Raw genomic sequence first — 22485 nt, 5'->3', positions numbered from 1 at the left:
TCATGCAAGGGTCACAACGTACATTGCCCCGTTTTTCCGCTGTTTTCATGGCCGTCCTGCTGGCTGGCTGCTCATTGTCGCCCGACTATACGCGGCCGGATGCACCGATCCCATCTACCTATCCGGGGCAAGACAATGCCAACCAGGCATCGGTAGCCGATTTGGGCTGGGAGCAGTTTTTCCGTGAACCCCGCCTGAAGGCGCTGATTGGCCTGGCGCTGGAAAATAACCGTGACATGCGTATTGCAGTCAAACGGGTTGATGAGGCACGTGCCCAATACGGTATTACGCGCAGTGATCAATTCCCGCAAATTGGCGCTACGGCGCAGGAAACTGCCCAGCGCATGCCGCCCAATATGCGTATGGCCGGCCCGGACAGTCCATCGGTCTCGCGCAGCTTTACCGCAGGCATAGGCATTACCGACTTTGAGCTGGATTTTTTCGGCAAACAACGCAATTTGTCCGAAGCGGCGTTCCAGTCCTATCTGGCGACCGTTGAAGGGCGCAAAACGGCACAGATCAATCTGATCGGTCAGCTTGCCACGGCATACTACAATTTGCGTGCCGCACAACAGCAAAGGGATCTGGTTGCCAAGACGCTTAAATCACGTCAGTCGACTTATGACCTGGTCCAGGCGCGCTTTCGCGGCGGTGTCGCGTCGGCGCTGGATGTCAATCAGGCCAAGACCCTCCTCGATTCAGCCCGGGCCAGCTCGGCTGAGCTGGATCGCAGTGAGCAATTGGCCAGAAATGCATTGCAGCTGATTATCGGCGCTCCGATTCCGGCCAATCTGCCAGCGGCAAGCCCGTTCGCCGGCGACGTATTAATGACGAAAATCCCTGCGGGGCTGCCTTCTGATCTGCTGGTAAGACGCCCGGATATTATTGCCGCAGAACACGAGTTACTGGCTGCCAATGCCAACATCGGCGCAGCCAGAGCCGCGCTTTTTCCCAAGCATTTCACTGACCGGATTGATTGGATCGGCCAGCCTGGGCCTGAGTACACTTTTTTCGGGTGGACAGGGGTCCTGGTCGTTCAACCCGGTTATTACGATGCCGATCTTTACAGCAGGGCGGTTGCGTAACAATCTTGAGTTGAGTGAAGTACGCAAGGATATTGCAGTGGCTCAGTACGAAAAATCGATTCAGACGGCATTCAAGGAAGTGGCTGACTCGCTGGCAGGGGAAGCGACCTACGGCGCCCAGTTGCAAGCGCTCAGAGATCAACAAAAATCTGCATACGAATCGCTCAATCTGTCTGATTTGCGTTACAGAAACGGCATAGACAGCTTCCTGCAGGTTCAAACTGCCCAGATCAATCTGTTTACCGTACAGCAAAGTTTCGTTCAGGTGGGGCTCGAATCCTTGCTGAACAAAGTGGAGCTGTACAAGGCCCTGGGTGGCGGTTGGAACCGCGGTACCGTTATGCGTCCGAATCCCGATGCGCCTATTGCCAATACAGTACCGGTGTCTGGAAACGCCACACAAATCGCTCCAGCCGCACAGCAATAACGCAGGATGTATCATGATTGATCTGGGAGTAAATATTGATCATGTGGCCACGTTGCGTCAGCAGCGTGGTTGTGGCTATCCTGATCCGGTCCGTGCAGCGTTGCTGGCCGAGCAGGCCGGCGCCGATGTCATTACGCTGCATTTGCGCGAAGATCGCCGGCATATTCAGGATAGCGACGTACATGCCTTGCGGCCCTTGTTGAAAACACGCATGAATCTGGAATGCGCTGTGACCGACGAGATGCTGGATATCGCCTGTCAGGTGCGGCCTCATGACGTCTGCCTGGTACCGGAAAAGCGCCAGGAACTGACCACCGAGGGCGGATTGGATGTCCAGGCCCACTTTGACTCGGTAAGCCACGCGATCAGCAAGTTGCACGCCATAGACGCGCGGGTGTCGCTCTTTATCGATCCCGAACCCACACAGATTCGCGCCGCGGTGCAGGCAGGCGCTGGCGTCATTGAACTGCATACGGGCGCCTATGCCCAGGCCAGCGGCGAGGCCCAGCAGCTCGAACTCGAACGCATCCGGCTGGCGATTGCCGAAGGACTGCGCCAGGGGTTGAAAGTGAATGCCGGCCACGGCCTGCATTTCCAGAACGTCCAGGCCATCGTGGCGCTTGGCGGTATTTCCGAACTGAATATCGGTCATGCCATCGTCGCTCAGGCGATATTTGACGGCTGGGAAAAAGCAGTGCGTGATATGAAGGCGTTGCTGCGCCATTGAGACCGGTGAATCGGACCCGGTGATCTTCCGTTGTCATCAGGGTCATCGGCCCATTTCGCGAGCTGCTGCGCTATCATATTTGTATTGCAACTCAGGTAATTGTTCATGACTCAACCCATTGATTTTCTGTTGTCCCGCAGTTCCATGAAACTGGTCACGGCGCCCGCGCCCAATGATGATGACCTGGCCCGAATTCTGCAGGCCGCCATGGCAGCCCCTGATCACGGCAACCTTCAACCCTGGCGGTTCAAGATTATTCGCGGCGCGGCCATCAGCAAATTTGCCGATTTTTCCATCGGGCTGCGCCAGCAGAGCGATACGCCGTTCACGCCCGAAAAAGAAGCGGCTACCCGAGCCTGGCTGAGTGAAGTACCCATGATTATTGCTGTGGCTTGCCATATCGATTATGGCAATACCGCCATCAGCGAGACCGAGCGGGTCCTGGCCACCGGCGCGGCTGTCACCAATATCCTGAACGCTGCTTATATGCTGGGTTACGGTGCATTCTGGAGTACCGGGATCGCCACCTACATTGATGAATTTCAGGCAGGACTGGGTTTTGATTCGCTTGACTATCGGTTCCTGGGCTTTATCGCCATCGGCACGCCCAGAATGCCCATCCCTCCCAAAAAACGTTCCGACCACACCAAATTCATCGAAGAGTGGACTGAGCCCCTGGACGTCTGAATCACCGATGAGGGACACGGCCAGCCCTCATGTCCGCCGCGCCGCCAGCGTCATCGGCGTTCTAGCTGCCGAACGCTGCGTGTTGAAGTCAGCGGCAGCCTCACCGGCAGCGTTGGCACGTTCCTAAAAGAGGACTTTGTCATCATATTTGAATTATGATGGCCGTTTTCGATATCAAATCAAGAACACGCCACCGTGAACGCTCCTCAAACCCGAACCGATCAAGCAGCTTCCTGGTCCGTTTTCCTTATCTTTTTACGCCTGGGCCTGACCTCTTTTGGTGGTCCGATCGCCCATTTGGGTTATTTTCACGAAGAGTTTGTGACTCGACGGCGCTGGCTGTCCGAACGCAGCTATGCCGATCTGGTGGCGCTATGCCAATTTCTGCCCGGGCCGGCCAGCAGCCAGGTGGGCATTGCACTGGGCCTGTCCAGAGCTGGTTATGCGGGTGCCGTGGCGGCATGGGCCGGTTTTACACTACCTTCGGCTATTGTTCTGATCCTGTTTGCCTTGGGCATATCCAGTTATGCCGATGTCGTGCCTGCCGGAGTATTGCAGGGTCTGAAGGTGGCAGCAGTCGCTGTTGTGGCGCAAGCCGTATGGGGTATGGCGCGTGCACTGTGCACAGACACCATGCGCATTACAATAATGGCCATCGCAGCCATTGCCGCGTTGCTGGCACCACCACTATGGGGGCAAGTGGGTATTATTTTGGCAGGCGGACTAATCGGACTCTGTCTGTTCAAACCGGCCCAGGACACCACGCCCGATACCTTACCGGTCACCGTAAGCCGACGCTCGGGCATACTTTGTCTTGCACTGTTCTTTGTTTTGCTGGCGGGGCTGCCGGTTGTGGCCCAACTCGTACAAACCCATATGATTGGCGTGTAGATGCTTTTTTCCGTGCCGGCTCCCTGGTATTTGGTGGCGGTCACGTTGTCCTGCCGCTGTTGCAGCGCAGGTGGTCCCGTCTGGTTGGGTGAGCAATGACGCTTTCCTGGCCGGCTATGGCGCTGCGCAGGCAGTGCCCGGCCCATTGTTTACCTTTGCGGCTTTTCTTGGCGCCGCCATGGACACCAGCATACCTGCCTGGCTCACGGGACTAATCTGCCTGCTTGCAATTTTTACACCATCTTTTCTCCTGGTCATCGGCGTCCTGCCGTTCTGGGAGCGATTGCGTCATCATCAGCGTACCCGTGCTGCATTGAGCGGCGTCAATGTCGCCGTCGTGGGCCTGCTGCTGGCGGCGCTATATCAGCCGGTATGGACCAGCGCCATTGATCGCCCGCATGACTTCGGGCTGGCGCTGATTGCATTTGTGGCATTGATGTTTTGGAAATGCCCACCGTGGCTGGTTGTTATTTGCAGCGGTGCTGCAGGCTGGCTGCTCAGTATTACAGCGTAAGGCGCAAGCAAAGTGAGACCGCAAAAGGTGCAGCGGATGCGCGAGCCGAGCAGTGCCGCCTTCTACTGCTGCGGCTTTGCGCTGCCCAGCTTGCTGTTCGACGTAATACCGGTCGATGAAGCAAGGCGCTGCAATACACACAGAACACGCGCAGCGCATTCACAAAGCAATATCAGACATCCGGCAGATAATGCCCGCCTGATGCATAAAAGCTGCCGGAGCACTGCCTTGCATCCGATCTGAATCAGGCTTTTGGTAAATCGGCGGGTGGGCCGGGCCGTCGCGTCGTTTGCTTATCAAGTTCGTTTTTCTGGTCCTGGTCCTGGTCCTGCTCCGGTTCCATTTCCAGTTCCGCTTCTATGGAGGCCACGTCGCTGGCCGCCGTACGGTCGTTTTCCGCTACACTGGGTTCAGCAGTTGGCCTGGCCGAAGCCGTGGCACTTTCATCGAGCGTGCTCGCCCGTTCTTCACGTAAAACAAAAGAACGCACCAGCAAAATGGTACTGACCGGCGACGTGATGAAAATAAAGATACCAATCAATATTTCATGCAGGAAGGTGCGATCCTGAAGATTGAAAGTCAGCAGCAGGGAAGCCAGCAGCAGGGACCAGAGGGCAGTGGAGTAAATGATGGCCTGTATATGAGTGCGGGGCAGGAAGCTGCTGACCCGGACCATGCCGATACTGGCTGTCAGCACCAGCAGACCGCTGATTACAATCAACACTGAAGCGGGAATCACAATCCAGGGAGACAGGGTATCCATCATGGCTCGATCACCTCGCCGCGCAGCAGAAAGCGCGCCATGGCCGCCGTGCTCAGAAAACCGAAAAGGCTGACCAGCAAGGCGATATCAAAATACCACGATGTGCGATATAGCATGCCCAGCGTTAATGCGATCATCATGCCGATCAGATAAAGGGCGTCAATACCCAGCACCCGATCCTGAGGCGTTGGCCCGACAAACAGGGGATGGCTCAGAATCACGCCTGCCAGCGCAAAACAAAATAAGGTGAAATAGCAGGACCAGATCAGAAGGGTTTCCATTATTCAAAAATCTCCTTCAATGGTTTCTCATAGCGTTCAATAATAAAAGCCGCCCAGTCGCTTTCCTGGGGCAAGTCCAGAATATGCAATTGCACGTAATCTCCCGACTCCGGAAAGCCGGCCCAAAGCGTGCCCGGCGCATAGTTGATGATCGCGGCCAGAATTGCGAGCCCGTGCGGATCACGCAGTGTCAGAGGGATCGAGACGAATCCCGGTGTGTACTTGATTTTCGGATAACCAAGAACGATTTTGATGGCTGCCACGTTGGAATGAAACGTGTCTGCCAGGACAACACAGGTCAGCTTCAGTATGACCCAAATCCGTTTGGGTCTGGCCAGAAATGGCCGCAACCTGCGCGACATCAGGACAATAATCAGAGAGGCAACAAAGGCAAAAACCAGGGTCGCGGTGCTTAACGGTGTATGAGCCAGCAGCATCCAGATGACGGCGAGAAACAGGGTCATGGGTACCCACGAAAACCACGATTTCATTGCGCACCTCCATGTGACGATATGACGGCTGGTCGGCTGTTGAGCACCGCCTTCATATAAGTGCCCGGGTTATCCAGTTGCTTGGCCGTCAGTGAGAGCTGGTCCATCACTGGACCGGCAAACACAGTCAGTGCAATACACAGCATCAGCAGCAGGGTGATGGGGAAGGCTTCGCGGCGGCTGAGCACCGGCGGCTTTAATTTCTCACTGCTCCAGAACATTCTAATGCCGGCGCGTCCCAGGGCAATCACCGTGGCCATGCCGGAAATCAGCATGGCAGCCACCAGCAGCCACACGCTGGTTGTGGTGGCAGCATTGGTCTGCGACAGATCCAGCGCTTTGGACAGCAGCGCGAACTTGGCAATAAAGCCCGAGAACGGGGGCATACCGGCAATAACCAGCGCACAGATGAAAAATGCCAACCCCAGAAACGCCAGGGCGAACGGTATTGGTTTGCCTACAACGGTTCCGGAATAATCCGAGCTATCCTGGTCCTCGGCGCTGAAGGCTTCCAGACTGACCGCCAGCACATTCCCCCCGAAAGATTCGGTACGTTTGATAAGTTCAATTAGGTAAAAGAACGTACTGGTTACCAACACAGAACTGAGCATATAGTACAGGGACGGCCGTCAGAATGACGCTTGGCATGCCCAGTGCCGAAAGCAGGGTGCCGGAAGACATAATGATGCAATAGCCCACCAGTCGACCGCTGTTTTTTCCGACAAAATACCCAGGGTGCCGAACAACAGGGTTGCCAGTCCGATGACGTACATCCAGTCGCCGCTGAACGCCGCCGGCGCACCTGTTGGCAGCAGCAGCGAACCAATGCGCAGTAATGCATAGATGCCTACCTTGCTCATGATCGCGAACAGTGCCGCTACCGGTGCCACGGCGGCCGAATAGGCGCTGGTCAGCCAGAAGTTCAATGGCCAGGCGCCTGCCTTGATCAGAAAGGCGATACCCAGGATGGCACACGCGGCCTCGAACAACCGTCGATCGTCGCCACTTAGCGTAGCGGCGCGCAACCCCAGATCTGCCATATTCAGCGTGCCGGTAATGCCATACAGCACTGAAATGGCGATCAGCAACAGGAATGAAGCAATCAGGTTGACGGTAACGTAGTGCAGGCCGGCAGCAACCCGGGCCATGCCCGAGCCATGCAGCGCCAGGCCATAAGAGGCAGCCAGGAAAATTTCAAAAAAGACAAACAGATTGAACAGATCGCCGGTAAGAAAGGCGCCGTTCAATCCCATCAGAATGAACTGAAACAAGGGGTGGAAAAAGACCCCGGCACGATCCCAAAGGGCTGTTGAATACAGCAGAGAGCACAGCCCCAGCACCGCGGTCAAAATCAACATGATGGCGCTAAGCTGGTCGGCCACCAGCACGATGGCAAAAGGCGCCTGCCAATTACCCAGTAGGTAAACCATGATATGGTTTTCGTAGTCGTTGGGAATACGCCCGGTTGTAATGCCGAACAAAGCCACCGCGATGCAAAACTGAGCTAGCACGGAAACAACGCCCAGAACAACGGCTGCGTTCCGATGCTGATCGCGCAGCACCAGCATAAACGCGCCCATGATCATCGGGATAGCAACCGGCAGGATGGGAAGGTGATTCATCCACTGACTCATTGCGACTCCGTCCCATCTACGTGGTCCGTATTGGACAAGCCGCGCAAAGCGAGGATCACCACCAGAAACAGGGCCGTGGTGGCAAAGCTGATCACAATGGCGGTCAGTACCAGGGCCTGTGGCAGAGGATCGGCATAATTAGCCAGGGTTGTGGCCACACCTTTTTTCAGAATCGGCGGCGCGCCGGTGGTCAGTTTACCTGTGGCGAAAATGAACAAATTGACTGCATAGGAGACCAGCGTCAGACCGATAATAACCTGGTAAGTACGCGGACGCAGCAACAGCCAGATACCCGAGCCGGCCATAATGCCGATGGCGATTGATAAAATCAGTTCCATGTTGGTGCTCCCTGGGTATTCGACGGCGGCGCTGGTTTGGGCGACACATTGCTATCGCTGCCCGGATCAGATGCGATGGTCTCGCTACTGGTATTTTCTTCGGCCGTCTCGGCCGACACTTTTTTGTAAAACCGCAAGGATTGGTGACTCAACGCGACCAACATGAATAGGGTAGAGCCAACAACGACTGCGAATACACCCAGGTCAAACAGGATGACACTGGACAAATGCACATGTCCAAGCGGGCCAAGGTCAACATCTGCGGCCAGTGCCGATAAAAACGGTAGCTTGAACAGCCATGCGGACATACCGGCAGCGCCGGCCATCAATAAGCCGCCTGCAATCCAGTACTGGGGAAAGATCCGCGAGCGATCTTCGACCCAGCGAATGCCGCCCATCATATATTGCAGAATAACAGCGGCAGCAAAAATCAGACCGGCAACAAAACCGCCGCCGGGCAAATTATGTCCGCGCAACAGGAAAAATAAGGCAATCAGCGTGGCAATCGGCATAATAAAGCGCGAAAGTACGGTCGGCACCAACATTGTGCCAGTTGGCAGTTCTGCATCCTCGTCGACAACAGCCGTATCGCCGCTCTGTCGAAAACGCCGGTCTTCCAGCGCCTTCAAGCTTTCTCGCGGCGGACGAAAACGTCGCAACAGGGCGTATACGGTCAGGGCGACAATACTGAGCACCGTAATTTCACCGTAGGTATCAAAGCCGCGGAAGTCTACCAGCAAAACATTGACGACATTGGTGCCGCCACCCTCGGGTAGCGCTTTTTCCAGATAAAACGACGAGACGCCTCAGGCTGGGCGCGATAACTGCAAGTAGGTGAGCACGGACATGCCCAGGCCGGCGATCACGGCGATGGTCATATCGCGCAAACGTCGCACTAGGGCCCGACCGCGGTCCGAAGGCGGTTCCGTTGACATTCTGCGTGGCAGCCAGCGTAATCCGAGCAACAGCAGGATGGTGGTCACCATTTCGACAACCAATTGGGTAAGCGCAAGGTCCGGTGCTGACAGCCACAGATAAGTGAGGCTGCTGCACAGGCCGGCGCCGCCGAGCAGAACCAGAGATCGGAAACGGTTGTATTTCGCCTGATAGGCCGCGCCAACAGCGCAGCATGAACCGATAATCCACAACAGCGTAAAGGGCAGATCAATATTGCGCATGACCAGTTGCGGCCAGGCTTCAAACAGCAATAACGGCAGAATGGTGACCACGACAGTAATAACGACAATCCACAATACCTGGGGCTGCAGCCGTTTGGTGGAAAACAGATTTATTGCCTGATAGGCCACCGTATCCAGCAGATTCATCAGGAAATCAAAGAAAATACGTCCGTCGATGCGATACAGCAGCGGGGTCTGGCCAGGCTTGCGTCGCTGCAGGGGTCGCAGGACCAGGGCAAGCAGGACGCCGCCGCCCATGGCGATCAGGCTCATCGTGAGCGGCAAATTGAAACCATGCCATATAGCAAGACTGTATTGCGGCAATGTTGGCCCGAGAATCGAATGCGCAGCGGAAGACAGCACCGGGCCGATAATGGTTTGCGGCATGATGCCAATCAACAGGCAGGTCAGCACCAGAATGCCGCTGGGTACAAGCATCCACAACGGTGGCTCGTGCGGCTCGCTGGGCAGATCGGTCGCCTGGGCCAAAAAAGACCTGCATGATCAGCCGCAGGGAATAGGCCACACTGAAGGCGCTGGCCAGCACGGCGAAGACCGGCAACCAACGAGAGACTTCAAGATAATCCGGCAAGTTCAGCGTTTCGGCAAAAAACATTTCTTTTGAAATAAAACCGTTGAGCAACGGCACACCCGCCATGGCAGCCGCAGCCACAACGGCCAGTGTTGCGGTGATCGGCATGGCCTTGCGCAGCCCGGACAGCAGCACCAGGTCCCGGGTGCCGGTTTCATGATCGACAATGCCGGTGGCCATAAAGAGCGATGCCTTGAAGGTGGCATGATTGATCATGTGAAACAGGGCGGCGATCAGCGCCAGTTTGCTGTTCAGGCCTAACAGCAGGGTAATCAGGCCAAGATGACTGATCGTAGAATACGCCAGGACCGCTTTCATGTCCCTCTGGAAGGTCGCAACATAGGCCCCCAGAAACAGCGAACACAGTCCGGCCATGCCGATAATCCAGAACCAGGCCGAGGTGCCCGCCAGCACCGGCCAGAAGCGCGCCAGAATGAACACGCCGGCCTTGACCATGGTTGCCGAATGCAGGTAAGCGGAGACCGGCGTAGGCGCGGCCATTGCATTTGGCAGCCAGAAATGGAAGGGAAACTGCGCACTTTTGGTCAGGGCACCAAGCGCGAACAGAATCAGAATGGTCACATACCATGGGTGATTGCGCAAGGTGTCGCCCGAATTGAGCACAGCATCCAGATCATAGCTGCCCACAATATGCCCGATCATCAACATGGCCGCCAGCAGACAGAACCCGCCGGCCGCAGTAATGGTCAGTGCCATCCTGGCCCCGCGCTTGGCGTCCTGGCGATGATTCCAGTAGGCGATCAGCATGAATGAGGACAGACTGGTCAGTTCCCAGAAGATAACCAGCTGGATAATATTGCCGGACAGCACCACGCCCAGCATTGAACCCATGAATGCCAGAAAGAAAGAATAGAACCGGGTAACCGGATCTTTGGGCGACATATAGTAGCGCGCATACAGCACCACCAGCGCACCCATAACGGTAATCAGCAACGAAAAAAGCCATGCATAGCCGTCCATGCGAAATACAAGATTCAGCTTGTAGGAGGGCACCCATTCGAGGGTCTGGACAACGGTGTTGCCCTGCAGCATGTCGGGCAAAAAAGACAAGGTAATCAGCGCGCCGACGATCGCGATAATACCTGCCATCCAAGCTTCCGGAGATCTGGCGTGTACGGGCAGCAGGCCGACAAGTATACTACCCAGAAATGGAAGAATTAGAAGCAGGATTAATGACATTTAGTGCTATTTATGAAGAATTATGGCGAATTATTACAATCATACTTTATCTTCTTGCGTCGACGCTTATATTTTTCATCAGCTCCTGAATTTCAGCTGAAAAACGCGATACCGGCCTACGGTTTGCCAGCAGGGTATCGATCCCTATTTGCGCAAAGGCCACACGTTTAACGGGTTACCAACGCCTGTTGCAAAGACGTGTATAAGACCGGACCTCACTGGGGACAACCCGTTATGCCTCAGGTCCTTAAAAGAGCCCGGATACTTCAGAGTTGCGTTATTTTCGAACCAAGCCCGGTTGTGGCGAACCCGCGCTACAGATCTGCGACGGTTCCCTTGTACAGGATGGTGCCCGAAGGCCGGTCATTGCGCGAACCACCATCGGGTTCCAGGCTGATCAACAGCTGATCACCCGCCGCAATGGACCCTACTAGTTCTGCGGTCAGGACAAAGGCTTTGCTGTCACGGATCAGGGCAAGGGCGCTGTCGGATCCGCTGGATCGTTTCCATACCTGGAGCACCAGTCCGTCCGACACGGTCTGGCGCACGACCGGAGAAAAGTGGGCATCGCCGGCGGCATTGAATCGAACGACCCAGCCCGTTTGGGCATTGCTCATGGACGAGTCCAGCACGGCCACTTTTTTAGGCAAATCCGAAGCAGGGGTGCCTACATACCAGAAAGTAAATGCAGCAATGGCCAATAGCAGCGCCAATGTGCGCCACAGGGGAAGCATGAACCAGAGCTTGCGCAAGGTGGTTTTTAAACCCGAAGCATAGGGCTGTTCGGTGCCGTCATCGTCGTCTGTCTCTGTTCCCTGTGCAGCGTTGATCTGCGCCTTGGCAAAGGCGGCGTTCTTTATTTTCTCCCACACCCGGCTGCTGGCCACTTGTGCCGGCAACTGGCTGAGCAGATGAGTGAACTGGGCTTCCCATAGCAAGGCGATGCGCGAGACACCGGCATCGTCATTCATTAATTTGTAGACCAATTTTTCTTCGTTTTCGGACAACCCGCCCAGTACATATTCGCCCATTTTTTCAGTCGCATGATGCGGTGGAGAAAATTCAGGCAGATGCTTGGCCAGGTGCTGCAGCCCAAGAAACAGATTTTCCTTGAATCGGCCCAGCGGCATGCCCACTTTGGTCGCGGTTTGCGCCTGCGACATGCCGCTGAAATACATATTGATCAGCGCCTTTTGCGGCTCTTCGGGCAACTCTTCCAGATGTAGATAAAAAGCCGGTGTGACCGGCAGGTCTTCACGCACGTCTGCATGCAGATTGCTGGAGACTTCATTGAGCACCGATTCATCCTGACCCTTGCTGGCCGCCTGAATGGCGTCGTAGTGTTCCTTGAAAATCTGGCTGATTCGATAGCGCAGGATAGAGAAAATCCACCCGCGTGCCGGCCCCATGTCCTCGTCGTAGGCCTCGGCATTGTTCCAGATAAGCACAAATGCAGATACGACGGCCTGCTCGGCCAGATTGTAATTACCCAATACGCGCAGGGACAAGGCAACCATGAGCGGTGCTTCATGCTTGAACAGAGTCTGCAAGGCACTTTTCTGTCCTTTTGCACACGCTTTTAAGATTTTCTCGTAATTAAAAGGGGTGTTTCTGGCAAACATTTACTTTTTCCAGGCAATTGGGTGAAAATAGGTTCAAGTTTAACCGTAAACCGGCTCATTGCATACGCTTGACATTGTTCGGGCCGTGTTACAAAAGCCAGCTACAGCAGATATTCAAGGAAAGCAATGCAACAACAGGGTTCCTACACAGACGGCTTCGGGCTGCATGATAAAGTGGTCTTGATCAGCGGCTCAACACGCGGACTTGGCCTGGAAATGGCTTCGGCCATGGCGCGCAGTGGCGCGCTGGTATATATCAACGGTCGCAGCGCCGAATCTGTAGAACAGGCCCGCGCTGCACTGCGGCAAACAGGTATACAAGTGCAAGGCCTGGTTGGAGATATGTCCGTTGTGGCTGACATTGACCGCTGCATGGCTTACCTGGAGGAGCAGCACGGCCGTTGCGACGTGCTGGTCAACAATATGGGAATCCGGATCCGCCAACCTCTGGCTGCTTTCAATTTTGCGCAAATGCAGCAAATGCTGCAAGTCAATCTGCTGGGGGCCATGTATTTGTCACAGAAAGCGGCAGCGCTGATGAAAAAGCAGCAGTGGGGCAGGCTGATCACTATCACGTCGGTGGCAGGGCACATCGCCCGCCCCGGCGATGGCGTCTATCCCGTTGCCAAACAAGGCCTGACCGGTATGATGCGGGCGCTGGCAGTGGAGTTTGCCGCCAGCGGCATTACCAGCAACGCGATTGCGCCAGGCACCTTTGCCACAGAGACCAATCTGGAAATGGTCAATTCCGCAGCCGGACAAACGCTGGCAACGCGCAATCCGACAGGACGCTGGGGCAGGCCAGAAGAAATTGCCGGACTGGCGGTGTTCCTGGCTTCTGACCTTTCAGCCTATATCAATGGACAAGTCATCGCTGTAGATGGCGGCCTGTCCGTTCAGTTCTGACGATCAATTGATTTTCAGATTCAGTTTTTCAATCAACGGTTTCCAGCGCGCTTTCTCTTGATTCATATAATCGCGAAACGCTTCCGGCGTGCTCGGTATGGGATCCATATAAATCGCCTTAAGCTGTTTGCCTACTTCTGGATCACGCAGCGCAGTCAATAGCGCGTCGGTAAGCATATTGCGGATGGCAATCGGCACTTTTGACGAAATAACAAAACCGGACCAGGCAGCGCCTTCAATGCCGGGCGCACCTGCCTCTGACACCGTAGGAATATCCGGCAGGGAACTGTTGCGCTGCGCACTGGTCTGCGCCAATGCAACCAGCCGGCCTTCTTTGACCAGAGGCAGCACGGCAATGGGCGCCAGCGCAGTGAACTGGGTATCGCCTGCAATCAGTGAATTGAGTGCGGCGGGCGAAGAAGGATAGGGCACAGCGGTCGCCTTGCCGTTCACTGCCTGCAGCATCAATTCGATGGACAGATGTGAGCCAGTACCGTTGCCCGATGTTGCAAAATTAAGCTTGTCCGGCTCGGCCTGGATCTTGCTAATCAGCTCTTTCAATGTCTTAATGCCCGATTGCTTTGTCACGACAATCACATTCGGTTGCGTCACTGCCATGGTCAACGGCGCAAGATCCTTTTCCGGCTCGTAAGGCAAATTATTGTAGATAAATTGGTTGTTCACCAGCGGGCCGGTAATGGAAATACCGAAGGTATAGCCATCAGGTTTGGCTTTGGCCACCAGGTTGGTACCAATATTGCCGCCCGCGCCGGCTTTGTTTTCTATCACGATCGTCCGGCCCAGTTTTTTCTCGGCGCTGCCGGCAATAATGCGCGCAATCTGATCGGGTGTGGAACCGGGGCCAAAAGGCACAATCAGCTTGAGCGAATGTTCGGGCCATTTGCTTTCATCAGCATGAGCCTGGGATGCGGCCACTACCAGCGAACCGGCAGTCAGGCCCGCAATGGCCAGAGCGATCATTGTTTTTCTTTTGTTCTTTTGCATTTTTCAAGCACATCCTTTGGAACAATTGTCAATAAGCTAAGGGCAGCAGAATCAGCGATCCGCGCCAGTCATAATCTGCAGAAACACTTCGTAGGGCTGCATTTGCACCGGGCCGGTCTCGGCAGACACCGGTGTCTGCTGAATACGAACATATTCGGCATAAGGCAATGTGGCCTTGAGCTTTTCGAAGCGTGCTTCACACTCCGGAAACATATCTGTCTCTGCCGGATCGTCCGTGTAATTGGTTGCGTACTCGGCGGTCATGCAGGCAATAATAGCCCGTTCCTTGTCGAACTGCGAATACTCGCCAGCAGTCTCGTGAGGGCGACTCAGGCTGGTCCACAGGTACGCCAATGCAATCAGCAAGAACAGCACGGCAATCAGATATTTTATTAAACGCATGCGATCACGGGTATCTTTCATATGCCGAGATCCTCTTTTTCAGGCCGAAAAGCGTGGTTGCCAGTTTCTCGTACGTGGTTTTGGCTGCAGGTGGCAAGCTATCAAAGACATCGTGCAGCGAATATTTCATGCGGTAAGCGCGCTGAAAGCTGTCATATACTTCGGTCTGCTGGTTACGCAGCTGTTTCGCAGAGACGTTCTGCATCAATGTTGCGTAGGCCGCATGACATTCCTGCTGAATGGTTGCCACCGCCTGTTTGTCAACGTATTTGCCGCTAAGCAACAGGGAGGCACGCGTCACCATGCAATCGGACATCAGCGCCAGTCGCAGACGTTCATCGTCCGGCCGGTCCGAGCAGGCGCTCAGGCCGACAAGAAAAGAAAGGATGACAGTAAGTCTGAACATTGGGCGGTATTTGCTGCGTATTTTTTCGGATAACATGGTTCAAAAGAGGCCGTCGAAGGCAACGGCGCTCCCGGCAAAGATATATCCCTGTATCGCTGTGCAATTGGAAAATGGGTAGAAACAAAAACTATACACGGATTTGCGCTGCGATTGAGCTGAAATAAGTAAAATGCACTTTCATGTACATACAAACCCATTTCCTTTCATGCGCGCCGTCCTGAGTCGGGCCGGCAGGCACACGCTGATGCTGCTTGGCTGTCTTGCCGCCGCTATGCACGCGCTGCCTGCGCTTGCCCAATCCGATGAGGACCTGGACACGGTGCCCGATGTGCCAACGGTCGACTCCGATGTCAAAACCATACGTGGCCTGGCCGATGACCTGGACCCGCCAAAGGGCTGCAGCGCCAGGGGCTGCGGACCATCCCTGAAACTGGACCTGAAAATCATGGGCTTTTTGTCCTCGCCACTGGACAAGAGTTATGTCTCGTCCCGTTTTGGCTTGCGCATGCATCCCATCTACAATCAGTTGCGCTTTCACGCCGGCGTGGATCTGGTTGCGCCGGTAGGTAGCCAGGTCAAAACGACACTGGGCGGCAGGATATCGTTCGCGGGCGCCAAGGGCGGCTACGGTAATACCGTGATCGTGGAACATGGTTCAGGTTATGAAACACTATACGCGCATTTGCAGAAATTTGCCCCGCGCCTGGCGGTGGGACGGGTTGTTGACAAAGGCGAAGTCATTGGCCATTTGGGCGATACGGGTAAGGTGACCGGCGCGCATCTGCATTATGAGATCCGCTATAACAATTATGCAGTCAATCCGCTAACCGGACAGGGCGCTGCTGGCATCGGTCGTATCCAGAAAACCTCTGTTATCAAAGGCGGTCAGAGTCAGCGAATGCGTTCGGGCCGTATCAGAACGATTATCCGTCACTGACCCGCAGCGCAGCGAACAAAGCGTTTACCGGCGGTTCCAGGGCTGGGCTGCCAGCGTCTCCTGCATAAAATCGATGAAACTTTGAATCCGCAAGGCCAGCGAAGAATTTCGGTAAAACACGGCATGAATCGGCTGAACGTGCTTTTCTGTCAACATGGGCAAAATCCGCAGCAGGCGTCCATCGCGGATATCGTCATACGTCATGAATTCAGACAGGCAGGCAATGCCCTGTCCGGTCAGCGCCAATTGACGCAACGTTTCGCCACTGGAGGCCGCTACACCCGGGGTAATCATCAGTCTGTCGGAAGCATCGGCGCGCCTAATGGGCCACAGATTCAGGCTTTCCGGTTGAGTAAAGCCCAGCAATGTATGCTCGTCCAGCGCTGCGACCGTCTGCGGCGTACCGCAGCGGGATAAGTAATCGGGACTGGCCAGCAGGTTGAGCGCGCTGCCGCCCAGCGGGCGGGCGTGCAGGGTCGAATCTTGCAGTGCACCAATCCGAATGGCAACATCCGTGCTTTGCTCAAGTAAATCAATATTCAGGTCATGGGTATTGAGCTGCAACTGGATATGCGGATAGCGCTGCCGAAATGCGCCAATGTAGGGCACGATCATATGCCGCATGAATGGCGAGGCCGCATTGATTCGCAACCGTCCGGCCGGCGATTGTCGCCTGGTGGCAAGTGTTTCCTGCATGGCCTGCATCCGCGCAACAATGATTCGGGCATGCTCCAGCAGAAAGCGACCTTCTTCGGTCAGATGCATGCGGCGGGTGGTGCGGTTAAGCAACGTTGTCTGCAGGCTCTGTTCAAGTCGGGACAAAGTCCGGCTGACCGCAGATGGTGTCAGATTCAGTTGCTCGGCTGCCGCACTGATCGAACCACTGTCGATGACAGTGACAAACGTCAGCAGATCGTCGGAATTGGTCGTCAAGCCGCCAGCCTTTTGCATATATTAAATTGTCCCAGTCAGAAGCCAGGCCATCGTGGCTGGTCATCGGTTCGTTGCGGTCAGGCGCGGCAATCGCCGCCATGCGCAATAACTTTTTTTACTCAAGCAAAACTGCCGCGGCATCACATGGATGACGCGGCAGGGTAGAGGAGCGCACTGTCGTATTACACCACCGTCAGTGTCACATCTACATTGCCTCTAGTTGCGTTTGAATAGGGGCATACCACATGAGCCTTATTGACCAGGTCTTCAGCAACACTGCGCTCTACGCCTGGTACCGAAATTTTCAGCTCGACTTCGATGCCAAATCCCTGAGCAATGGGCCCGATTCCCACACTGCCGTCAATTCGGGTATCGTCCGGCAATTTGACTTTTTCGCGAGAAGCAACCAGTTTGAGGGCGCCCAGAAAGCAGGCTGAGTATCCCGCCGCAAAAAGCTGTTCAGGATTGGTGCCGGTGCCGCCGGCGCCACCCAGCTCTGTCGGTGTGGTCAGTTTCACGTCCAGCACATTGTCTGAAGAAACTGCACGTCCGTCGCGTCCACCGGTCGCCGTTGCGTGTGCAACATAAAGTACTTTTTCAACCGCCATGTCTGACTCCTGTTTAGGTAACTGCGTGAAAGGAACTAGCCTTATGGTTATAACACTCCCGATCAGACGATTGGGGCGATGACCTGTGCCTGTACCGGAAAATGCGCTGTACAGCGCTCTGTATTTAAGCAGCAAAAAAACCTTCAGGTTCCCCCTTGGGCTATCTGCCTGACACGCTAGGCGGTGCAGGCTGCCATTGCGCAGATGCGATCAGCGCGGCGCCATTGGAGTAGGTGGAGTGACGGCAATGGGTTGCCAGCCGCCGCCCAGCGTTTTGAATAGAGCCAGACGGTTCAGCTGTTCAAGCAACTGTAGGGTAATCAGCTCCTGCTGCGCCGCATAGTATGCACGTTGGGCATCCAGCACTTCAAGAAAACCCGAGCCGCCTCCGCGTGTAAACAGCGCACTGGACAACTGGAAACTGCGATAGGTAGAGGCGACAAGCGATTGCTGCGATTGCAGACGCGCCGCGATGGTGGCACGCACGGCCAAGGCGTCGGCCACCTCACGGAAAGCCGTTTGAATGGCTTTTTCGTAGGTAGCAAGCAGAATATCTTTTTGCGCTTTTGTCAGATCCAGATTGGCCCGATTGGCGCCTCCATCGAAGATGGGCAAACGCAGTGAAGGGGCCACGCTCCAGGCTAACGTGCCGCCAGTAAAAAGCCCGGAAAGACTACTACTGGCCGTCCCCGCTGATCCCAACAGTGAAATACTGGGAAAAAAGGCTGCTCTGGCCGCACCGATATCCGCATGAGCCGCGATTAAATCATGTTCGGCGGCCAATACATCCGGCCGCTGTTGCAACACACTGGAAGGCAGGCCCGCCGGCGGCATGACCAGCCGCGTTGCTGCGCGTCCCTGCAGCGCGAAATCGGCAGGCGGTAAAAGAGAATCGGCAACCGGCGCGCCCGTCAACAGCGTGAGGGCGTTTTTATCTTGCGCCAATTGAGTTTCATATTCAGCAACCTTGAGCCGGGCTGCATCGACCGTGGTTTGCGATTGCGCTAACGTAAGCCCGGACTCGGCGCCCAATGCATGACTGCGACGGATCAAATCATGCGACTTCCGCTGATTGGCCAACGTACTGCGTGCCAGCGCAAGCTGCTGGCCCGTTGCTTCGAGTTGCAGCCAGGCCGCTGCAATTTCGCTAACCAGGCTGATCTGGGCACTGCGTCGGGCTTCCTGCGCCGCCAGGTAACGTTGCAGCGCCGCGGCCTTGAGGTTGCGAACCTTCCCGAAAAAATCAATCTCGTAGCTGGTCAGACCCAGGTCAACACTATACCGCGATGACAAGGTCGTTGCACCGGAATTGGCGACACTGGCCGGCGTGCGGCTACGGCTGGCCTGGGCATCGACGCCGATCGCCGGCAATCCGTCCGCACTGGCAATGCCATATTGTGCACGGGCCCGTTCAATATTGATGGTTGCGATCCGCAAATCACGGTTATGTCGCAAGCCTAGCTGCACCACATCACGCAAGCGCGCATCTGTAAAAAACGTCAACCAGTCCAGATCGTTTGCTGTCAATGGCGGCGGGCTGGTGTTCGCGGCCGGGGACCAGGCGCCGGCAACCGGGGCTGCTGGTTGATGGTAGTCAGGCGCAAGATTTACGCAGGCTACCAAACCCAGCAACGGAATACCAAGTGCAATGGATCTGCGTAGCGATTTGATCAATGTGCTCATGATGTCGTGCCAGAAGGCTGTCCGATGAAGGGGCGCCAGGATGGTCGTCATGTGAATGTCGTTTGCGCCTGAAGCTGCGTACAAGCACAAAGAACAGCGGCACAAAAAAGAGACTGAGCGCAGTGCCTACGATCATCCCACCCAGGACGGCAGTGCCGATAGCGTGACGGCCTCCTGCGCCAGCGCCGGTACCGATGGCCAAGGGCAACACGCCGAAGCCAAAGGCCAGCGAAGTCATCAGAATGGGACGCAGACGCTGGCGCACCGCGATCAGCGTTGCCTCAAGCACCGCGTGTCCGCGTTCCTGCAACTGTTTGGCAAATTCGACAATCAAGATCGCATTCTTTGAGGTTAACCCGACGGTGGTCAGCAACCCGACCTGGAAGAATACATCATTATGCAATTCGCGCAATGCCGTAAACAGGAGCGCACCGACAATTCCCAACGGCACCACCAGGATGATGGCGAACGGCACGGACCAGCTTTCATACAAGGCGGCCAGGCACAAAAAGACAAACAAAATGGAAACCGCGTAGAGCAGGGGAGCCTGCGCGCCCGAAATACGCTCCTGCAGCGATGCGCCGGTCCATTCAAAGCCAATGCCTGCCGGCATTTGCTGCAATACCTCCTCGACCGCCAGCATGGCGGCACCTGAACTCACGCCGGGTGCTGCGTCCCCCTGGAACTCAAGACTTGGGCTACCATTGTAGCGACTCAGTTCGGGCGAACCAAAGGTCCAGCTCTTGCTGGAGAATTCCGGGAATGGCACCATCTGGCCCAGCGTGTTGCGCACATGCCATTGGTCGATATCGCTTGGCAACATACGAAACGGTGTGTCGCCCTGGACATACACGCGCTTGACCCGGCCTCGATCCAGAAAGTCATTCACATAGGTTCCGCCCATGGCAGTCGACAAGGTGCTGTCGATTGCATCGGTCGCCAGGCTGAGCGCACCAGCGCGGGCATCGTCTATTTTCACGGCAAACTGCGCGGTATCTTCCGGCGCATCAATGCGCACGTTCATCAATTCGCCACGCTCGCCAAGCAAGCGCAATGCGTCGCGGCTCGCCTGTACCAGCGCTTCATGACCCAGACCGTTGACGTCCTGCAGGAAAAAGTTGAACCCCGAACTTGAGCCCAGCCCGCGCACAATAGGGGGCAGGGTAGCGATAATCCGTGCATCGCGGATATGAGCCAGGTCGCGGGTGGCCTTTCTGGCGATAGCCGCAGACGATTGTTCCGGCAAGGGCCGTAAACTCCAGTCTTTGAGCATCACATAGGCCCGTGCCGAGCTTTGGTCGCCGCTTCTGCCGGTAATGCTGGTGATGCTGCGCACGTCCGGTTGTTTCAGAAAATACTGCTCGATCTGACGCATGATCGGTTGCAGGCGAGCATCTGTGGCGCCGGCGGGCAAAGTGATCTGCAGCCGCACGGCACCCTGGTCTTCGGGTGGCAGAAAGGAAGTGGGCAAACGCAAAAACAGCAATGCCATGACGATCGCAATAATCAGATAGGCAATGAGCCCTCGTCGGGGCCGCCTGGCAACCCCGGCCACGGTGGTCTGATACCGGTCCGCCGTTCGGTCAAAACGGCGATTGAAGCCAACGAAGAAGCGATCCAGATAGCCCAGCAGGCCCTTGCGGGCGTGCGACGGATCAATATGCTCGCCTTTTTTTACCGGTTTAAGCAGACTGGCGCACAGGGCAGGGGTCAGCGTCAGAGCCACGATAACCGAGAGCACCATGGCAGAGACTATCGTAATGGAAAACTGTCGGTAGATAACGCCCGTGGAACCGCCAAAGAACGCCATGGGAATGAACACCGCCGACAAGACAAGTGTGATACCTACCAGCGCCGGCGTAATTTCCCGCATGGACTTGCGCGTCGCTTCCCGTGGCGAGAGTCCTTGTTCATGCATGACGCGTTCAACGTTTTCCACCACCACAATGGCATCATCGACCAGCAGGCCGATGGCCAGCACCATCCCAAAGAGGGTGAGGGTATTGATCGAAAAGCCGGCTATCGACAGAACGCCGAATACGCCAAGCAATACCACCGGGACCGCGATCGCAGGAATCAGCGTGGCGCGGATATTCTGCAAAAACAGATAGATCACCAGCACCACCAGCACCATTGCTTCGAGCAGCACCTTGACCACCTCATCTATGGACGCACTGATAAAGGGAGTGGAGTCAACGCCGATAAAGGTCTTCAGATTGTTGGGAAAAAACGGTTCGAGTTCGGCCAGTTTATCTCGTACCCGCTGGGCCACTTCCACTGCGTTGGCGCCATCTGCAGTAATAATGCCCATGCCGGCGCCGGGCAGGCCGCCCATTGCCGAGCGGATCGTCAAGTTCTCTGCGCCCAATTCAACCCGTGCCACGTCGCTAATCCGCACAACGGCACCATCAGGCGCAACACGCAGGACCACATTGCGAAAATCCTCTTCGGTCTGCAACATGCTGCGCGCGGTGATCGTGGCATTCAACTGCTGACCGCTGACTGCAGGCAACGACCCGAGCTGGCCTGCGGACACCTGCACATTCTGCTTTTCAATAGCTGCGGTTACATCGGCCGGCATCATGTTATAGCTGAGCAGTTTGCGCGGATCCAGCCAGATCCGCATGGCGTATCCTGTGCCTAGTGTCTGCACTTCACCGACACCATCGATCCGACTGATCACGTCTACCAGGTTACTGGTGATGTAATCTCCTACGTCCACCGGAGAGGCACTGCCATCATCCGAGTAGAGCGAAACAATCATCAGAAACTCTTCACCGCCTTTGGTGACCGTCACGCCGCGGCTTTGCACCTGCTGGGGCAGGCGCGACATGGCCTGCTGCAGGCGGTTCTGCACCTGCATCTGCGCGACATCAATATTCGTACCAGCGTCAAAAGTGAGCGTAATCCGCGCCCGTCCGGCAGCATTGCTTGTGCTGCGCATATACAGCAGATTATCCAGGCCCTTCAATTGCTGCTCAATGACCTGGGTCACCGAATCTTCCACTGTCTTGGCCGATGCACTGGTGTATGTTGCAGTGATGGCGACCCGGGGCGGCGCAATGTCGGGATATTGCTCAAGTGGCAAGGTCTGGATCGAAGCCAGCCCGGCTAGCATAATAACAATGGAAAGCACCCATGCAAAAATCGGACGGCTGATAAAAAACTGTGCCAT

Annotated in this window: 16 protein-coding genes and 4 pseudogenes; 6 read left to right on the top strand and 14 right to left on the bottom strand. The window is 55.7% G+C overall.

Annotated elements, in window-relative coordinates:
• Positions 1-2 precede the first annotated feature (2 nt).
• From TKWG_RS09815 to chrA, 4 genes and pseudogenes are all read left to right on the top strand, one after another.
• Positions 3-1512, top strand: a pseudogene (locus TKWG_RS09815) (efflux transporter outer membrane subunit).
• A gap of 13 nt (positions 1513-1525) precedes the next feature.
• A complete protein-coding gene (gene pdxJ, locus TKWG_RS09810; RefSeq protein WP_014750687.1) occupies positions 1526-2239 on the top strand; it encodes a pyridoxine 5'-phosphate synthase in 714 nt (237 codons plus the stop codon).
• 105 nt (positions 2240-2344) lie between these two features.
• Positions 2345-2926, top strand: a complete 582-nt coding sequence (locus TKWG_RS09805; RefSeq protein ID WP_014750686.1) for a nitroreductase family protein — start codon at positions 2345-2347, stop codon at positions 2924-2926.
• Between the two features lie 195 nt (positions 2927-3121).
• A pseudogene (gene chrA, locus TKWG_RS09800) lies at positions 3122-4331 on the top strand (chromate efflux transporter).
• A 244-nt stretch (positions 4332-4575) separates the two neighbouring features.
• On the opposite strand, the gene TKWG_RS21460 reads toward chrA, so the two are convergent.
• From TKWG_RS21460 to TKWG_RS09760, 7 genes and pseudogenes are all read right to left on the bottom strand, one after another.
• Positions 4576-5097, bottom strand: coding sequence for a monovalent cation/H(+) antiporter subunit G (locus tag TKWG_RS21460; protein ID WP_014750684.1), 522 nt, complete (start codon positions 5095-5097; stop codon positions 4576-4578).
• A complete protein-coding gene (locus tag TKWG_RS09785) occupies positions 5094-5375 on the bottom strand; it encodes a K+/H+ antiporter subunit F (protein WP_014750683.1) in 282 nt (93 codons plus the stop codon). The genes TKWG_RS21460 and TKWG_RS09785 overlap by 4 nt, the downstream gene beginning before the upstream one ends.
• Positions 5375-5866 (bottom strand): Na+/H+ antiporter subunit E, encoded by a 492-nt coding sequence (locus tag TKWG_RS09780; RefSeq protein ID WP_014750682.1) that lies wholly within the window; start codon positions 5864-5866, stop codon positions 5375-5377. The genes TKWG_RS09785 and TKWG_RS09780 overlap by 1 nt, the downstream gene beginning before the upstream one ends.
• A pseudogene (locus tag TKWG_RS09775) lies at positions 5863-7500 on the bottom strand (monovalent cation/H+ antiporter subunit D). The gene TKWG_RS09780 and the pseudogene TKWG_RS09775 overlap by 4 nt, the downstream one beginning before the upstream one ends.
• Positions 7497-7838: a Na+/H+ antiporter subunit C gene (locus tag TKWG_RS09770; protein WP_014750681.1), complete on the bottom strand. Its 342-nt coding sequence runs from the start codon at positions 7836-7838 to the stop codon at positions 7497-7499. Before TKWG_RS09770 ends, TKWG_RS09775 begins: the two are co-directional and overlap by 4 nt.
• Positions 7829-10808: pseudogene (locus TKWG_RS09765) on the bottom strand (monovalent cation/H+ antiporter subunit A). The gene TKWG_RS09770 and the pseudogene TKWG_RS09765 overlap by 10 nt, the downstream one beginning before the upstream one ends.
• A 314-nt stretch (positions 10809-11122) precedes the next feature.
• Positions 11123-12358 (bottom strand): anti-sigma factor domain-containing protein, encoded by a 1236-nt coding sequence (locus TKWG_RS09760; RefSeq protein ID WP_171815153.1) that lies wholly within the window; start codon positions 12356-12358, stop codon positions 11123-11125.
• Positions 12359-12556: 198 nt separating this feature from the next.
• Here TKWG_RS09760 and TKWG_RS09755 point away from each other — a divergent pair, with 198 nt between their 5' ends.
• Positions 12557-13336, top strand: coding sequence for an SDR family oxidoreductase (locus tag TKWG_RS09755; RefSeq protein WP_014750676.1), 780 nt, complete (start codon positions 12557-12559; stop codon positions 13334-13336).
• A 3-nt stretch (positions 13337-13339) separates the two neighbouring features.
• On the opposite strand, the gene TKWG_RS09750 is transcribed toward TKWG_RS09755, so the two are convergent.
• Genes TKWG_RS09750 through TKWG_RS09740 form a run of 3 tightly spaced genes read right to left on the bottom strand, consistent with a single transcriptional unit; the run spans position 13340 to position 15149 of the window.
• On the bottom strand, positions 13340-14341 hold the full coding sequence (locus TKWG_RS09750) for a Bug family tripartite tricarboxylate transporter substrate binding protein (RefSeq protein ID WP_014750675.1): 1002 nt from the start codon (positions 14339-14341) through the stop codon (positions 13340-13342).
• A gap of 51 nt (positions 14342-14392) precedes the next feature.
• A complete protein-coding gene (locus tag TKWG_RS21455; RefSeq protein WP_014750674.1) occupies positions 14393-14764 on the bottom strand; it encodes a hypothetical protein in 372 nt (123 codons plus the stop codon).
• Positions 14748-15149 (bottom strand): hypothetical protein, encoded by a 402-nt coding sequence (locus TKWG_RS09740; protein WP_014750673.1) that lies wholly within the window; start codon positions 15147-15149, stop codon positions 14748-14750. Before TKWG_RS09740 ends, TKWG_RS21455 begins: the two co-directional genes overlap by 17 nt.
• A gap of 244 nt (positions 15150-15393) precedes the next feature.
• On the opposite strand from TKWG_RS09740, the gene TKWG_RS09735 reads away from it, so the two are divergent.
• Positions 15394-16086: a M23 family metallopeptidase gene (locus TKWG_RS09735; protein ID WP_041709304.1), complete on the top strand. Its 693-nt coding sequence runs from the start codon at positions 15394-15396 to the stop codon at positions 16084-16086.
• Between the two features lie 24 nt (positions 16087-16110).
• On the opposite strand, the gene TKWG_RS09730 is transcribed toward TKWG_RS09735, so the two are convergent.
• From TKWG_RS09730 to TKWG_RS09715, 4 genes are all read right to left on the bottom strand, one after another.
• Positions 16111-17019, bottom strand: coding sequence for a LysR family transcriptional regulator (locus TKWG_RS09730; protein WP_148274518.1), 909 nt, complete (start codon positions 17017-17019; stop codon positions 16111-16113).
• Between the two features lie 182 nt (positions 17020-17201).
• On the bottom strand, positions 17202-17627 hold the full coding sequence (locus TKWG_RS09725) for an organic hydroperoxide resistance protein (protein WP_014750670.1): 426 nt from the start codon (positions 17625-17627) through the stop codon (positions 17202-17204).
• Positions 17628-17837: 210 nt separating this feature from the next.
• Positions 17838-19310, bottom strand: coding sequence for an efflux transporter outer membrane subunit (locus tag TKWG_RS09720; protein WP_014750669.1), 1473 nt, complete (start codon positions 19308-19310; stop codon positions 17838-17840).
• On the bottom strand, positions 19222-22485 hold the full coding sequence (locus TKWG_RS09715) for an efflux RND transporter permease subunit (protein WP_014750668.1): 3264 nt from the start codon (positions 22483-22485) through the stop codon (positions 19222-19224). Before TKWG_RS09715 ends, TKWG_RS09720 begins: the two co-directional genes overlap by 89 nt.

Origin of the sequence: Advenella kashmirensis WT001, assembly GCF_000219915.2 — a bacterium.
Taxonomy (GTDB): Bacteria; Pseudomonadota; Gammaproteobacteria; order Burkholderiales; family Burkholderiaceae_B; genus Advenella; species Advenella kashmirensis.
The sequence above is the reverse complement of the archived record's forward strand: the minus strand, read 5'-3'. Positions and strand labels throughout refer to the sequence as shown.

Bases quoted from the DNA above. Each gene is read 5' to 3' on its own strand.
- TKWG_RS09805 (WP_014750686.1), top strand. From the start codon at position 2,345: ATGACTCAACCCATTGATTTTCTGTTGTCCCGCAGTTCCATGAAACTG.
- TKWG_RS09725 (WP_014750670.1), bottom strand. From the start codon at position 17,627: ATGGCGGTTGAAAAAGTACTTTATGTTGCACACGCAACGGCGACCGGT.
- TKWG_RS09770 (WP_014750681.1), bottom strand. From the start codon at position 7,838: ATGGAACTGATTTTATCAATCGCCATCGGCATTATGGCCGGCTCGGGT.
- TKWG_RS09740 (WP_014750673.1), bottom strand. From the start codon at position 15,149: ATGTTCAGACTTACTGTCATCCTTTCTTTTCTTGTCGGCCTGAGCGCC.
- TKWG_RS09780 (WP_014750682.1), bottom strand. From the start codon at position 5,866: ATGAAATCGTGGTTTTCGTGGGTACCCATGACCCTGTTTCTCGCCGTC.
- TKWG_RS21460 (WP_014750684.1), bottom strand. From the start codon at position 5,097: ATGATGGATACCCTGTCTCCCTGGATTGTGATTCCCGCTTCAGTGTTG.
- TKWG_RS09750 (WP_014750675.1), bottom strand. From the start codon at position 14,341: ATGCAAAAGAACAAAAGAAAAACAATGATCGCTCTGGCCATTGCGGGC.
- TKWG_RS09715 (WP_014750668.1), bottom strand. From the start codon at position 22,485: ATGGCACAGTTTTTTATCAGCCGTCCGATTTTTGCATGGGTGCTTTCC.
- pdxJ (WP_014750687.1), top strand. From the start codon at position 1,526: ATGATTGATCTGGGAGTAAATATTGATCATGTGGCCACGTTGCGTCAG.
- TKWG_RS09785 (WP_014750683.1), bottom strand. From the start codon at position 5,375: ATGGAAACCCTTCTGATCTGGTCCTGCTATTTCACCTTATTTTGTTTT.
- TKWG_RS09720 (WP_014750669.1), bottom strand. From the start codon at position 19,310: ATGAGCACATTGATCAAATCGCTACGCAGATCCATTGCACTTGGTATT.
- TKWG_RS09755 (WP_014750676.1), top strand. From the start codon at position 12,557: ATGCAACAACAGGGTTCCTACACAGACGGCTTCGGGCTGCATGATAAA.
- TKWG_RS21455 (WP_014750674.1), bottom strand. From the start codon at position 14,764: ATGAAAGATACCCGTGATCGCATGCGTTTAATAAAATATCTGATTGCC.
- TKWG_RS09735 (WP_041709304.1), top strand. From the start codon at position 15,394: ATGCTGCTTGGCTGTCTTGCCGCCGCTATGCACGCGCTGCCTGCGCTT.